Annotated in this window: 14 protein-coding genes and 1 tRNA gene; 8 read left to right on the top strand and 7 right to left on the bottom strand. The window is 45.9% G+C overall.

Annotation, left to right across the window (positions count from 1 at the left end; genetic code table 11):
• Positions 1-13: 13 nt before the first annotated feature.
• The 3 genes from ACYZ97_RS10370 to ACYZ97_RS10360 all read right to left on the bottom strand — a co-directional run bounded on the left by ACYZ97_RS10370 (position 14) and on the right by ACYZ97_RS10360 (position 2,731).
• Positions 14-808, bottom strand: a complete 795-nt coding sequence (locus tag ACYZ97_RS10370) for an ABC transporter ATP-binding protein (protein ID WP_473298656.1) — start codon at positions 806-808, stop codon at positions 14-16.
• Complete coding sequence (locus ACYZ97_RS10365) at positions 801-1,697, bottom strand: ABC transporter permease (RefSeq protein ID WP_473298654.1); 897 nt, start codon at positions 1,695-1,697, stop codon at positions 801-803. The genes ACYZ97_RS10370 and ACYZ97_RS10365 overlap by 8 nt, the downstream gene beginning before the upstream one ends.
• A gap of 68 nt (positions 1,698-1,765) precedes the next feature.
• Positions 1,766-2,731 (bottom strand): ABC transporter substrate-binding protein, encoded by a 966-nt coding sequence (locus ACYZ97_RS10360; protein WP_473298652.1) that lies wholly within the window; start codon positions 2,729-2,731, stop codon positions 1,766-1,768.
• A 187-nt stretch (positions 2,732-2,918) separates the two neighbouring features.
• Here ACYZ97_RS10360 and ACYZ97_RS10355 point away from each other — a divergent pair.
• A tRNA-Gly gene (locus ACYZ97_RS10355) sits at positions 2,919-2,993 on the top strand.
• Positions 2,994-3,095: 102 nt separating this feature from the next.
• Here ACYZ97_RS10355 and ACYZ97_RS10350 read toward each other — a convergent pair.
• The 3 genes from ACYZ97_RS10350 to ACYZ97_RS10340 form a co-directional block, all read right to left on the bottom strand.
• Positions 3,096-4,589 carry a glucosyltransferase domain-containing protein gene (locus tag ACYZ97_RS10350; protein ID WP_473298650.1) on the bottom strand — a complete coding sequence of 498 codons (1,494 nt, stop codon included), beginning with the start codon at positions 4,587-4,589 and terminating at the stop codon, positions 3,096-3,098.
• Positions 4,590-4,909: 320 nt separating this feature from the next.
• Entirely contained in the window at positions 4,910-5,704 is a 795-nt protein-coding gene (thiD, locus tag ACYZ97_RS10345; protein WP_473298648.1) for a bifunctional hydroxymethylpyrimidine kinase/phosphomethylpyrimidine kinase, read from the bottom strand.
• Positions 5,705-5,713: 9 nt separating this feature from the next.
• Entirely contained in the window at positions 5,714-6,094 is a 381-nt protein-coding gene (locus tag ACYZ97_RS10340) for a hypothetical protein (RefSeq protein WP_473298646.1), read from the bottom strand.
• 238 nt (positions 6,095-6,332) lie between these two features.
• Here ACYZ97_RS10340 and ACYZ97_RS10335 point away from each other — a divergent pair, with 238 nt between their 5' ends.
• The 7 genes from ACYZ97_RS10335 (at position 6,333) to ACYZ97_RS10305 (ending at position 13,006) form a co-directional block, all read left to right on the top strand.
• Positions 6,333-7,049 carry a gluconate 2-dehydrogenase subunit 3 family protein gene (locus ACYZ97_RS10335; protein WP_473298644.1) on the top strand — a complete coding sequence of 239 codons (717 nt, stop codon included), beginning with the start codon at positions 6,333-6,335 and terminating at the stop codon, positions 7,047-7,049.
• Positions 7,050-7,052: 3 nt separating this feature from the next.
• Complete coding sequence (locus tag ACYZ97_RS10330; RefSeq protein ID WP_473298643.1) at positions 7,053-8,819, top strand: GMC family oxidoreductase; 1,767 nt, start codon at positions 7,053-7,055, stop codon at positions 8,817-8,819.
• Between the two features lie 9 nt (positions 8,820-8,828).
• Entirely contained in the window at positions 8,829-10,139 is a 1,311-nt protein-coding gene (locus ACYZ97_RS10325) for a c-type cytochrome (RefSeq protein WP_473298641.1), read from the top strand.
• Between the two features lie 124 nt (positions 10,140-10,263).
• On the top strand, positions 10,264-11,067 hold the full coding sequence (locus ACYZ97_RS10320; RefSeq protein WP_473298639.1) for a lysophospholipid acyltransferase family protein: 804 nt from the start codon (positions 10,264-10,266) through the stop codon (positions 11,065-11,067).
• Between the two features lie 115 nt (positions 11,068-11,182).
• Positions 11,183-11,869 carry an energy-coupling factor ABC transporter ATP-binding protein gene (locus ACYZ97_RS10315; RefSeq protein ID WP_473300684.1) on the top strand — a complete coding sequence of 229 codons (687 nt, stop codon included), beginning with the start codon at positions 11,183-11,185 and terminating at the stop codon, positions 11,867-11,869.
• Entirely contained in the window at positions 11,862-12,473 is a 612-nt protein-coding gene (locus tag ACYZ97_RS10310) for an energy-coupling factor transporter transmembrane component T family protein (protein WP_473298637.1), read from the top strand. The genes ACYZ97_RS10315 and ACYZ97_RS10310 overlap by 8 nt, the downstream gene beginning before the upstream one ends.
• Positions 12,470-13,006, top strand: a complete 537-nt coding sequence (locus ACYZ97_RS10305) for a biotin transporter BioY (RefSeq protein ID WP_473298635.1) — start codon at positions 12,470-12,472, stop codon at positions 13,004-13,006. Before ACYZ97_RS10310 ends, ACYZ97_RS10305 begins: the two co-directional genes overlap by 4 nt.
• Positions 13,007-13,055: 49 nt before the next feature.
• On the opposite strand, the gene ACYZ97_RS10300 is transcribed toward ACYZ97_RS10305, so the two are convergent.
• Positions 13,056-13,505, bottom strand: coding sequence for a universal stress protein (locus tag ACYZ97_RS10300; protein ID WP_473298633.1), 450 nt, complete (start codon positions 13,503-13,505; stop codon positions 13,056-13,058).
• Positions 13,506-13,710 lie beyond the last annotated feature (205 nt).

Raw genomic sequence — 13,710 nt, 5'->3', positions numbered from 1 at the left:
GCCGGTCCTGATTCTAGTCCATCAACATTTTATCGCTATCGAGCGCTTGTCCGCGCACCGTGCGGAATTTTTCCATCAGATCATTGACGTTAAGACGTTTTTTTTCTTCGCCACTCACGTCAAAAATAATATTTCCGCCATGCATCATCACCAGACGGTCGCCATAGTCAAGCGCCTGGCGCATGGAATGGGTAACCATCAATGCGGTGAGATGGTTGTCATGTACAACGCGTGCTGTTAATTGCATAACAAAATCAGCCATGCTCGGGTCGAGGGCAGCGGTATGTTCGTCTAATAAAAGTACATCGGCAGGAGACAAGGTTGCCATGATGAGAGATAAGGCCTGACGTTGACCACCAGAGAGGGAATCCATACGGTTCTGGATGCGGTCTTCTAATCCGAGACCCAGTTCTGCTATACGGTCGCGGAAACTTTTATGGCGGCTGCGGTTAACGGCAAAACGCATGCCACGCCGATGCCCGCGCCGACAGGCAAGGGCAAAGTTTTCTTCAATTGTTAATGGGCCGCAGCTTCCAGCGAGCGGATCTTGAAAGACACGGGCGATTTTGTCTGCACGTGCGGCTGTTGAACGGTTTGTGACGTTTTCATTATTGATAATGACCTTGCCTTCACTTGGCAGAACATCACCGGCCAGCACGCCGAGCATGGTTGATTTACCCGCGCCGTTAGAGCCAATAACGGTGACAAATTCACCTTTGGAAATTTTTAAATCGATATTGATCAATGCCTGTTTTTCGAGCGGCGTTCCGCGCTTGAAGGTCACGCCGACATGGCTGAGCTCAATCATGGTTTTTAGCTCCGAAAAATCTGGGAATAATCAGGAAAAGTGCAACAATAACCGCAGTGATCAATTGCATATCGACAGTCGAGATACCGATTGAGCTACCAGCCAGTGCAAATTGTGTAGCGACACGGAAAATAACCGAGCCGATGGCACTGGCTACCAAAAGCCAGAAAACATTGCGTGTGCGAAAAATAGCTTCACCGATGATGACAGCGGCAAGTCCGAAAACAATCGTACCAGGACCGGCTGTAATATCGGATGTAAAATTGATTTGGGCAAAAAGTGACCCCCCAATGGCAACAAGTGCATTGGAAAGTGCCATACCTGTATAGATATAGAGCGAGGTGGAAATGCCTTGTGCCTTGGCCATGCGTGGATTGATGCCTGAAGCCCGCATGGCAAGCCCTGCTTCGCTGGCAAGGTAACGCCAGACAACAAGAATGGCGATGACAACAAGTATGGCAAAAACAAGTGGCCGGACAAAATTGTTCTCGAGACCGAAGAGACCATAAAACGGTGTCATGATTGTATCGGAGCCGAAAAAGGGCAGATTGGCGCTGCCGATTGAACCGCCCATTACCCGAAGATTGATACTGTAAAGTGCCGTCATGGTAAGAATGGAGGCAAGAAGATTGAGAATCTGGAAGCGCAAATTGAGCATGGCGGTGATCAGGCCGCTTATTGCACCACCGGCAAAAGCAACCACCATGCCAAGCCATGGATTATAGCCATTGACAATCATCAAGGCAGTAATCGCGCCGCCTAGAACAAAGGATCCGTCAACTGTCAGATCGGGAAAATCGAGAATACGAAAGGACAGATAAACGCCGATGCCGATAAAGGCATAGATCAGACCGATTTCAACAGCACCCATAAAGATGGAGATATTCATGCTTCTTCCCTTGACCGGTAAGATTTTGGTGATGGAATATAATGGAGTCCCATCACTATTCTTGCCGATTACTGGATGACTTTGACGGCGCGGTCAAGCACTGATTGGGGAATTTTCACGCCCATTTTTTCAGCGGCTTTCAAATCGACTGAAATGTCTTTGGCTGGTGGGACGCTAACAGCAATATCGGCGGGTTTTTCACCCTTCAGGATGCGGACAACAATTTTTCCGGCTTCAAGACCCGCATCATAATAGTTGATGCCTTGGGCTGCGAAAGGACCACGTCCTATGGAACTCGCATCAGCGGTAAAAAGCGGCATTTTGTTTTCAGCAGCAACAACCGATGCGCCTTCAAGAACCGAGATAATCATATTATCGGTCGGTACGTAAATGACATCGACCTTGCCTAGCAAAGCACGGGTTGCCAATTGGACATCAGCAGCTTTGGCAGCGGCAGAAGGAAAAATGGTGATATTGTTTTCAGCGGCAACCTTTTGCAGCAGTTTGAGATTGGAGATCGAATTGGCCTCACCGGAATTATAGAGATAGCCGATGGCTTTGAGATTGGGAAAAACCTCTTTCAGGAATTTGATATGCTCGTCAACCGGTGAGCGGTCTGAGACACCGGTGACATTGCCACCGGGTTTATCCCAGCTTTGTACGAGTTTGGCCTCAACCGGATCGGAGACAGCAGAAAAAACAATAGGGATTGTCTGTGTGGCGGCAGCCAGTGTTTGTGCCGAAGGTGTAGCGATAGCAACGATGACGTCGGGTTTTTCACCGACAAATTGGCGTGCAATTTGTGTTGCTGTGGAAACATTGCCCTGTGCCGATTGAAAATTGATGGTAATATTTTCACCCTGTTTGTAGCCGTCTTTGGCCAATACGTCTTCAACGCCTTTGCGTACAGCGTCAAGGGCGGGATGGGCAACGATCTGGGTAATGTCGACTTGTACCTTGTCGGCAGCCTGTAACGAATTTAAAGGTAGGAGGGCAGCGCATAAAGCAAGGCTGGCAAAAAGAGTTTTCCGCATCAGATTATCCTTAACATATTTTTTCTAAAAAAACTTTATTGAAGCTTTGTTTCAAAATCAACGTACAAGGCGGTTTTCAAGGGGATGAAAATGAATCTTCAAGAAAATTCATTTTTTGTGTTGCAATCGCTTCACGGTTGTTCCATATAGGCACCGCTCGCAGGCATTTGCCGGTCGGGTTTAGTGAGCGGGTGTAGCTCAGGGGTAGAGCACAACCTTGCCAAGGTTGGGGTCGAGGGTTCGAATCCCTTCGCCCGCTCCAGTTTTTCAGATGACAGTGATGATCTAGACATTACCCTTTCAGGGTAAGTGTGCTTTTTTCACTTGTTGACTTAATCCGGTATGACGATAGATGTATGTTTATCTATGAACATATAAACGGGGTGCCGAGATGGACATAAAGACTGTCGCCCATGTCATAAATTATATAATGGGCGTGTTTTGATACAGCTTTTTGTTTATGGGTGCAGATAATATTTTGGGCTTTCCGGATATAGTCGGGATTATCATCTATAATGACATTCTTCAAATTATACTGGTGTAGCCAGGGGGCAATAACCCATGCGCCGGATGCGCCAACCATATGCAGAGCAAGCCGGACTCGTTTGATATTTTTTTTAATCAGTGGTGCCCAATCAAAACTGCCGCTTAGATAGATCGGTCGTTCCTGATCCATATCTTCCAATTCACTGGCAAGTTTTTCGACATTGTAACGTGTGTATTGGTAGTTAAGATGTACGTCATTATTCAAAATATAGCTAAAAGAAAGAGGTGGTATCAGGAATAGAAGGACAATGAAATAGACAGCATATCCCTTAAAGCGTTTACAGAAATTGATGACAAGAAATATGAGGATGCTGCTGAACAGGATTGAGGCGACAATTGTTCTGGCCCGTACCGAATCGTTGGCTTCCATAAATAGCAATACACCAAGGGATAGCGGCAGAAATAGAATGAGGCAGATCGTAGAAAGCGCAGACCGTAATACAGGTTTCGTGTAACGGGTATCTTTATAGAAATGTAGATGGATTTCTGTGAGCGCAATTAGAATGGCGATCGTGTAAAGTATTTGCCCGGTGAGGGAAAGAAATCCGAAATAACGGGCATAAATGCCTTCCAGTTTTCTTATTAAAAGCTTGGCGGCATCAGCATTCTTCAAAATGAAGGTGCCTCTTTCAGAGATGTCATCGCTCATCAGAAAATGGTTTATCAATAGATAGAGTAGCAATGCGGGTATGGCTATCGCAATTCCTTTGGCGATGATCTTCCATGCTATTTTGAACGTATCGCCTTGATATATTCTGTATAGGGCTTCGATGAAGACCAGTATGGAAAAAATATTGATAAAAGGCTGGTAGGAGGCAACGGATATACAACAAAGGATGAAGGCGCTAACAGGACGTTTATGAAAGACCGCCCATGCCAGTATGGCGGCACCATAGGCAATGGCCATGGTAAGGCAGTCAATGCGGAATAGCATACACTGGATGTAGAACGGGTTGAAAATAGAGGCGACGATAATGGCGGCGTTGGTTTTACTGAACGCAATAGCGCGAATATTGATTGCGGCGATGATACAGGCTGCGCTTATGATGAGGGAAATGAATAAAAATAATGGCGCGGTATCGGACATCCATTGCCAGTCAGCACTGAAAAGAAATGCGGCACCTTCCCCGATCAGACGGCCAAAGACAGCGAGCTGGGGTTTTTCATGAAGGATGCGTATAAAATCATCGCGATGGTAATAATTATTGAGAATGAGCGGCGCGAAGAAAAATAGCATTGATATGACAACAACCGTACAAAAACGTTTGTCATCCGGTACAAAGACTTTAAGAAAAGGCGGGAGTGGCTGCATTATTTGCAATCCTTTATTCTTATAGGTTTGTGAGAAGCCATTCTATCACATGTCATGATTCGATTATGCTTGATCAAACTTGTCATTGTCGGTCATTTTGTTCCGTTTTTATCGTGGCTATTTTATCTTCATCGTGGATTTAACATGATTGAAGGGCGTTATCTATATCGGGGATGGTATTTAGAAAAAGTGTATTTTGTTACGATTGTGCTGCTGATAGATGATAGTATCGGTTGTTTGACAGATTGAACTATAGATGCCGGTGTTGCCTGTTGTATGTCAGCAGTAAGTGGTGGTTCAGGTGCAGTTTAGTATTTTTCTTACCACAAGTTATAGAAATGATGAACGGGGCCACGGCCCTTACCGACATCAAGCTGGGTAGAGGTTTCGAGCGCTTCTGTTAGATAGGTTTTTGCTTTTTTAACCGCTTCATTGCGCGCCATGAACGGTAGCAGGGCGGTAATCGCGGCTGAAATGGTGCAGCCTGTACCGTGGTCATTATGTGTATCAATACGTGGGGCATCCAGTTCGTGCAAGCCTTCTGGATCACAGTAGATATCGGGGCTGGTATCTATTTTCAGATGGCCCCCTTTAAGCAGGACCGATTGGCAGCCCAGTTGCAGTAAAGTTGGGGCCAATCGGCGCATTTCATCCAGTGACCATTCCGGCTTTTGATTCAACAATACACCGGCTTCCGGCAAGTTGGGGGTGATAATGGTCGACATTGGTACCAGTTCTTTGCGGATTAACTGAATGGCATCTTCTTTTAAAAGGAGATCGCCGCTTTTAGCGACCATGACCGGATCAAGTACGATATTTCTGGCGTTATGATATTTAAGCCGATCCGCAATAGCTGCAGCAATATCCGCATTGGCAACCATGCCGATCTTGACGGCATCAATGCGTACATCTTCAAAAACTGCGTCGAGCTGGTCGGCGACAAAGCTGGCATCCAGTGCTTGAAAAGCACGTACACCTTGTGTGTTTTGTGCGACAATCGCTGTGACCACGCTCAAGCCGTAGGTCTTCATGGCTGAGAAGGTTTTAAGATCAGCCTGCATGCCTGCCCCCCCTGAAGGATCCGTACCGGCAATAGTCAAAATATTGGCAATCATTTCATTTCCTCAGCTTGTATAATCATTGCAGCGTGAGCCATTCCACGGATGGCTCGGTGCTTCAATACCTGTGCCCCAGAGTCCTTTAAAACTGTTATATTCCTTGTCAAACTGCAAGATAGCATAACCATAACCATATTTGTCACGCCATTGCAGAGTACGGGTCTGGCCTTTTCCAATGTCGAGTTCTTCAACATTGCCATCAGTAATGGCACCGTTGTCGTTATAATGCATGACGCCTTTGAGGTGGCCGGTCTTGTCAGTTTCAAGCTTAAGTTCGGACTTAACGATATAACCGGCATGCAGGACCTCGCCGCAATAGCGGCCATCAGGATGGTCCTTATCTCCGGCTGTATTGGCCGTGTTGGTGTTTGTTATCAAAATCGGCATTGATATAACTGCTGATAAGACGATGTTTTTAAAAAGCTGAAAAGACATAGCCGTTCCACAATATAGATAGAACCAATCTAATGATGAATGATTAAAAAGAAAACAGACTCTTTAAACATGATGAAAAGTATCAAGATTATCAATTATTTTGTTAACGCATATTTTGTATCTTTTCCTTTGATTATATTACTTTATTGGTGGCGCAAAATGATTTGCAGCATCCATTTAGGAGGTTCTATTGTCAGATCACCATATGAAAAAGACGGCTCTTTCCATTACGCGCCGCGGCTTGATGTTGGGTGGCTTTGCTTGTGCGGCCGTTGCTATTAGTGCGCGGCATGCCCTTGCACAAAAACCACAGCCCTTGCCGCTTGATAAATATCAGCGTGCCTTTTTTAATGCTCAGGAATGGGCGTTTATCATGGCTGCAACGGCACGGTTGATTCCTTCCGAAGGTAAGGGGCCTGGCGCATTGGAAGCACGTGTGCCGGTATTTATTGATCGCCAGATGGGTACCCCCTATGGTCAGGGAGAGCATTGGTATCTGGAGGGGCCGTTTGATGTTCAGGCTCCCAACTATTGCGGTTATCAATCACCGCTTTCGCCGGCTCTTGCCTATCGTACGGCTATTCCTGCCATTGATGCATGGTGCGAGACAAAATATGGCGCTTCTTTTGCTGCGCTTGATGCTCAAAAGCAGGATGAAGCATTGACACATATCCAAAAGGATGAGGTCAGCATTCCGGATATTCGTTCAGCTGAATTTTTTGGTCTGTTATGGCAAAACACCAAAGAAGGTTATTTTTCCGACCCGCAATATGGTGGCAATCACGATATGCAGTCATGGGTTTATATCGGTTTTCCCGGTGCACGTGCTTCTTTTCTCGAATGGGTTGAAAAAGATAATGTGCCTTACCGGTTGGGACCAGTTTCATTGCATGGCGAAAGGGCTTAGATCATGACAACAAAATTACCGAAGAAAGATGTCGTCATTGTCGGCCTGGGATGGGTTGGATCTATTGTCGGATTAGAGCTTTGTCGTGAAGGATACGAAGTCTTGGCATTGGAACGCGGTGAAGATCGCGATACAGTGCCAGACTGGGCTTATCCAAAGCCTGCCGATGAGCTGAAATATGGTGTTCGACTTGATACGGCAGTACGTCCGAAAGATCATACGATTACAGTACGTCACGGATTGGACGATAAGGCATTGCCTTATCGTCAGCTTGGTTCGTTCTTGCCGGGTACCGGCGTTGGTGGCGCCGGCATCCACTGGAATGGTCAGAATTGGCGTGCGCATCCGGAAGAATTTGTTTTGCGCTCCTATACAGAGAGTACGTTCGGCAATATCGTGCCGGAAAATATGGCGCTACAGGATTGGGGTGTTACCTATGACGAGCTGGAGCCGCATTATGACATGTTTGAAAAGGTTGCCGGTGTTTCCGGTACGGCTGGTAATGTCAATGGCAAAATCATAGAGGGTGGCAATCCGTTTGAAGGAAAGCGCACCAATGCATATCCTATGCCGGCAACAAAAATGACGTATCATGGGCGGCTCTTTTCAAAAGCGGCCAAGGAATTGGGTTATCATCCTTTTCCCTATCCTTCATCAATTGCGTCTGAAGCCTATACTAATCCTTATGGCATGCAGATGGGGCCGTGTAATTTTTGTGGGTTCTGCGAGCGCTATGGTTGTCTGAATTATTCAAAGGCATCGCCCCAGGTATGCGTATTAGGTGCCTTGAAGCGTGAGAAAACTTTTGAATATCGTGTCAAATCAGATGTTTTAAAAGTTGAAAAATCGGCAGATGGAAAAACAGTCAGTGGTGTGACTTATGTTAATGAAAAGGGTGAGGAATTTTTTCAGCCCGCTGATTTGGTGATTCTGGCCGGTTTCCAGCTCAATAATGTGCATTTATTGTTGATATCCGAGCTTGGACAGCCTTACGATCCCTACACTGGAGAAGGTGTAATCGGACGTAATTATTCCTATCAGACCGGTGGTGGCGGAGCGACTCTGTTCTTCAAAGATAAAGTATTCAATCCATTTGTCGGGCATGGTTCCAACGGTGTTGCCATTGATGACTTTGGTATTAACCAGATTGATTTTGCCAAAGAAGGCTTTATTGGCGGCAGCCGCGTTACGTCAACCCAGTATCATGGTCAGCCGACACGCTCTATGCCGTTGCCTAAAGGTACGCCATCATGGGGTGCGGGTTGGAAGGAAGGTATTGGAAAGTGGTATGGCCATAGTATGAGCATTGGTCAGAGCGGTACCAATATGTCCTATCGTGATACCTATCTTGATCTTGATCCTACCTATAAGGATAAATATGGCCGCCCGTTGATGCGTATGACATTTAACTGGAATGCCAATGATATAAAATTGACACAATATCTTACACCGAAAATTGTGGAAATTGCCAAGCAGATTGGTCCCGATCACTATCAGTCAACACCATGGAAAGATGATCATCCATACGATGTGCGTCCTTATCAGTCCACCCATACGACGGGTGGTGCTATTATGGGTGCGGACCGTAAGACATCGGCTTTGAACCGTTACTTGCAGCATTGGGATTACCACAATCTTTTTGTGCCGGGTGCTAACGCTTTCCCGCAGAATATTCAATATAATCCGACCGGTACAGTCGGAGCGTTGACTTATTGGATGATCGATGCATTGAAGCGCGATTATCTTAAAAACCCCCGGCCATTGGTATAGGAGGATAGGGTGAAAAAAATTCTCAAAGTTATCCTCGCATTGGTGGTTATAGGTGTTGTTGCTCTTCTTGCCATTATTTTTGTTCCTGTCCAGCGTACCGGACCGTTGGAGGTCTTGGCATCTGACTTCAAACCTGAGCCGGGTCGTGGCGAATATCTCGCCAAGATGGCGGATTGTGCGGCATGTCATAGCAATGAAACAGACAAGCCCTATTCTGGCGGTCATGAAGTAGCCAGCCCTTTCGGGATTATTTATGCCTCGAACATCACACCGGATGAGACAGGTATAAAGGGTTGGACATTGGATCAGTTCCGTGATGCTTTACGTGATGGATTGCGGCCGGATGGCACCCATCTTTATCCTGCTATGCCTTATGAAAATTATCGCAAGATCAATGAAGAGGATATGGTCGCACTTTATGACTATTTTATGCATGAAGTGAAGCCTGTATCCAATAAGGTAGCCCAGACCAATTTGACTTTTCCATTCAATCAGCGTTGGGGTATCCGTTTGTGGAATTGGTTCGCCATTTCCGATCAGGCCGGTTTCACACCGCGGTTTAATGATGCAAAGCTTGATCGTGGTGCCTATCTCGTTGAAAGTTTCGGCCACTGCAGTGCTTGTCATACACCACGTGATATATTGTTTCGTCAGTCAGGTACAACGAGTGAAAGCCGTTCTTTCTTGACCGGCGAAGTAATTGATGGCTGGTATGGTCCCAATCTTCGCTCTTCCCATGCGGCCTTTGCCAAATGGAATGAAGAAGATTTGAAATCCTATCTGCAGACAGGCCGTAACGCCCACACAGCAGTTGTCGGACCAATGAAACTGGTGGTTGAGGAATCTATGCAGTTTGCGAGTGATGATGATATTGATGCGATTGCCAAATATCTCATTTACATCAAGCAGCCGGGTGAAATGAAAAAATCGGTACGTGATCCGCAGACAACGACGGCCATGCTGACAGAAGCAGCACCGGATATGAAATTGGGTGCACGCCTTTATATGGATAATTGCAACGCTTGCCATTTTGTCAATGGTAAAGGTGCGCCTGATGTGTTCCCCGAGCTTGATGGTGCCAGTATCGTCAATGCTGATGATCCAACCGGTCTTATCCGTGTTATTCTGCATGGGGCACGTATGCCATCGACAGCGCAAAAACCTGCGCCGCTTGCTATGCCCAATTTTGATTGGCGTTTGAACGATAGTGAAGTGGCTGAACTGGCAACTTTTTTACGCTCGAGCTGGACAAATGATGCAAAGCCTGTGACGGCCTCTGACGTGGCTAAAATCAGAAATGAAAAATCATCTGATCTTTGATTTTTTAGAAAGATTTAAAAAGCGGCCTTTATGGCCGCTTTTTTTATGGCTTAAAAAGCATTTTCACTTTGATGAAATGCCTTTATAAGCATTGCCAAGAAATCTTTCGTAACGGAACCAGCCAGTGCTTGCTTTACGCTCTATTCTTTTTACTTTTGCTTTTTATCTGACAACCTTTGTCCAGATGATTATCTATGCACCTTTCTATTTTCTGATGCCACGTAAAAAGGCATGGATTGTACCCAAAACATGGGGGCGGGTAACGCTGTGGTTGCAAAAACATATTGCCGGTACAGATTACGAAATTGAAGGGTTGGAGAACCTACCGCAAGGGGCATATATACTTGCACCCAAGCATCAGTCGGCATGGGAAACATTTGCGCTTGTGCCTCATCTGGATGATCCGGCGTTGATTATGAAGCGATCGCTGACATGGATACCGATTTTTGGTTGGTATATGGCTAAAACGCAGATTATTCCGATTGATCGCGGTTCACCGGTCAAGGCCATGAAAACAGTGATGAATGGCGCAAAAGAAAAAGCAGCACAAGGACGACAGATATTGATTTTTCCTGAAGGCACGCGCCGTCAACCCGGTGCAGAGCCTGATTATAAGCCTGGTATTGTTGCTATGTATACTGGACTTGATTTGCCGGTAGTGCCGATTGCACATAATGCAGGCCTTTATTGGCCTCGCGGTAATTTTCGCCGCTATCCTGGCAAGATTCGGGTGCGTATCCTACCACCTATTGAAGCAGGCTTGGATAAACGGGAATTTTTACCCCGTCTGATTGAAGAAACGGAAAAAGCCTGTGACGATCTGTTGCTGGCGGCAGCCTATGATGAAAATCCGCCTGCTATGCCGCCGACAGCCGTAACGCGTCTTAAGGCTCTTGGTCTGGATTGGCAGGGGCCGATACGGGACTAGGGAGCATGATTGATGACTGATGATAGTGTAATCAAAGTCTTGAGCAAAGAAAATTGTTTTGATTGGCAAGCGCTTGTTCGTCAATATATCGTTTTTTCCAATACCGGATTATGTTCTGCTTATGATCAGGCTTGACCATGTTTCATTCCGCAGGGAAGGCCAGACGATCCTTGATCGTATTACGGTACAGCTGGATGAGAGACGCCTTGCGGTGATCGGGGCCAATGGCTGTGGCAAAAGTACTTTTTTACGGCTGCTCAACGGGTTGTTATTGCCAAGTGACGGGCAGGTTGAAATAGATGGATTGGATACGGTCAAAGAGGGTAAGGCAATCCGCCGCAAGGTCGGTTTTGTTTTTCAAAATCCTGATAACCAGATTGTCATGCCGACTGTTGAGGAAGATCTCGCTTTCGGTATGAAAAACCTGAAACTTGATTCAGATGAAATCAAGTGTCGTATAAATCAGATGCTGGCGCAATATCATCTTGAAAGCCAGCGCCGTGCTCCTGCCCATCTTCTCAGTGGCGGCCAAAAACAGTTGTTGGCTATATGCGGTATTTTGGTCATGCAGCCAGAAATAATCTTGTTTGACGAGCCGACAACCCAGTTGGATATGCGTAATAAACGTATCATTTCCAAGGTTATAGAAGCGCTTGAACAGCAAGTTATTATTGTGTCTCATGATCTTGATTTGCTGAATAGTTTTGATCGTGTTTTGGTTTTTGATCAGGGACGTATTGTCTGTGATGACAGGCCGCAACAGGCAATTTCTTTTTATCGGAATTTAATGGCTGATGGATAGAGGGCAAAATTTCATTCAAAAGATGGCGCCAGGATTGAAACTTGGTATTCTTTTTGGCTTTAGCATCGCATTATTTTTTATCCGGGATTTCCGAATTTCGCTACCTATGTTGATCGTCGTGATGGTCCTTTTCAGGATTGCCGGATATACATGGAAGAAACCATTTAAACAGCTGGCACGGTTATGGTGGTTCCTTATATTGCTGTTGCTCATCCAATATTTCAGTGTTGATTGGCAAAGTGCATTAAACAATGTGATTAAAATTATTGCGATGATTTTATTTGCAAGCCTTGTGACTATGACCACACCAATGTCTAGAATGCTTGCAACATTGGAGTGGTTCTTTGCCTTGATACCGCTGCCCGGTCTTAATCCGGCCCGTTTATCTTTGGCGATTGCGCTTACAATCCGGTTTGTACCGGTTATGTCGCATATGGCTTCCCAAGTGCGAGAAGCACAAAAAGCACGCGGATTGGAGTCGCATTATTTGGCTATTCTTGTGCCCTTGCTTATCAGAATGGTAAAAATGAGTGATGATATTGCCGATGCCATTGAGGCGCGTTGCTATGATAATAGTGGTCGGGGGATAAGAGAACAGAAATGAGTATCAAGGATATTGTATTGATTGCCCTGTTTGCGGCTTTTACGGCTGCGCTCGGCCTTTTTCCTCCGATACCGGTTCCGCTTATACCGGTGCCTATTGCAGCACAAAGTTTGGGCTTTATGCTGGCAGGCGCTTTGTTAGGCGGGCACCGGGCTTTTTTCATGTCGATTATTTTCTGGATATTGGTTGCTATTGGTTTGCCGGTTTTGACAGGCGGTACCGGTGGGCTGGGGCCGTTGTTCGGGCCAACGGGCGGTTATATTTTCGGTTATGGTTTTTCAGCCCTTTTTATCGGTTTTCTTTATGACCGGATAAAATCGAATTCTACGCCATTCAAGGAAATTACTATTCTGATTGCAGGTTGCTTCGTCATTTATATTTTTGGTATTTTATGGCTGCTTTTAACAAGCCAAGTTGCAATCGGTTGGTTGATAAAAGGCAACCTTGCCTTTCTGCCGGGGGATGGTGTCAAAGTAGTATTTGTCTATACAGTCCATAAGGTTCTTCAACGGGCAGTACCGGGTGTTTTATAAAAAACGGAGCGTTCAAGCGCTCCGTTTCGTGTTTGGATGAATTGCAATATTATTTGACGACCATCACCGGACGCTCACTCATGGCAATCACTTCAGATGCCTGTGAGCCGAGGATCAGGCGATTGACACCGCGCCGTCCATGGGAAGCAACAATGATCAGATCGGCGTCATGCTCATTGGCAGCATCGACAATACCGGCAGCGGCCAGTTGGTTTTCAGCATGGATGCCTTTGGCTTTGACACCGACCTGTTTGGCTTTGTTCAGGGCGACATCCAGAATTTTCTTGGCACCATCTTCCATTTCCTTACGAAAGTCATCAAGTGCACCGGGACTTGAGGCCCATTCTGAACCCACGACAATGCCATAAGATGGCATTAAAGAGGTAACGGTGACAGCAAAAAGTTCACCGCCTGTCTTTTTCGCCAGTTCAATAGCAGCATCAACACCGCGGTCGGCGAGCTCTGACCCATCGGTTGCAACTAGGATACGTTCATACATGTGCTTTCCTTCCCACTCTCAATGCATTTGTTTCCAGACTTTAAAATAAGTACGATTGAAGCCTGCTTCAATGCTATTATACTGCGGCATTTTGTTGCGACCTCTCCTCGCGATTTTTTATTATAATGTTTTTTTTGACGAAGGCGACTATTAAGTCTATTTTGCCGCCAACGCAGATGTGTTTTGTCTTTGCTTCCCTAATTCC

Source organism: Bartonella sp. bp_1, assembly GCF_055808085.1.
The sequence above is the reverse complement of the archived record's forward strand: the minus strand, read 5'-3'. Positions and strand labels throughout refer to the sequence as shown.

Coding starts and splice junctions, on each gene's coding strand:
- ACYZ97_RS10370 (WP_473298656.1), bottom strand. CDS start 808: ATGATTGAGCTCAGCCATGTCGGCGTGACCTTCAAGCGCGGAACGCCG.
- ACYZ97_RS10365 (WP_473298654.1), bottom strand. CDS start 1,697: ATGAATATCTCCATCTTTATGGGTGCTGTTGAAATCGGTCTGATCTAT.
- ACYZ97_RS10360 (WP_473298652.1), bottom strand. CDS start 2,731: ATGCGGAAAACTCTTTTTGCCAGCCTTGCTTTATGCGCTGCCCTCCTA.
- ACYZ97_RS10350 (WP_473298650.1), bottom strand. CDS start 4,589: ATGCAGCCACTCCCGCCTTTTCTTAAAGTCTTTGTACCGGATGACAAA.
- thiD (WP_473298648.1), bottom strand. CDS start 5,704: ATGATTGCCAATATTTTGACTATTGCCGGTACGGATCCTTCAGGGGGG.
- ACYZ97_RS10340 (WP_473298646.1), bottom strand. CDS start 6,094: ATGCCGATTTTGATAACAAACACCAACACGGCCAATACAGCCGGAGAT.
- ACYZ97_RS10330 (WP_473298643.1), top strand. CDS start 7,053: ATGACAACAAAATTACCGAAGAAAGATGTCGTCATTGTCGGCCTGGGA.
- ACYZ97_RS10310 (WP_473298637.1), top strand. CDS start 11,862: ATGGATAGAGGGCAAAATTTCATTCAAAAGATGGCGCCAGGATTGAAA.
- ACYZ97_RS10305 (WP_473298635.1), top strand. CDS start 12,470: ATGAGTATCAAGGATATTGTATTGATTGCCCTGTTTGCGGCTTTTACG.
- ACYZ97_RS10300 (WP_473298633.1), bottom strand. CDS start 13,505: ATGTATGAACGTATCCTAGTTGCAACCGATGGGTCAGAGCTCGCCGAC.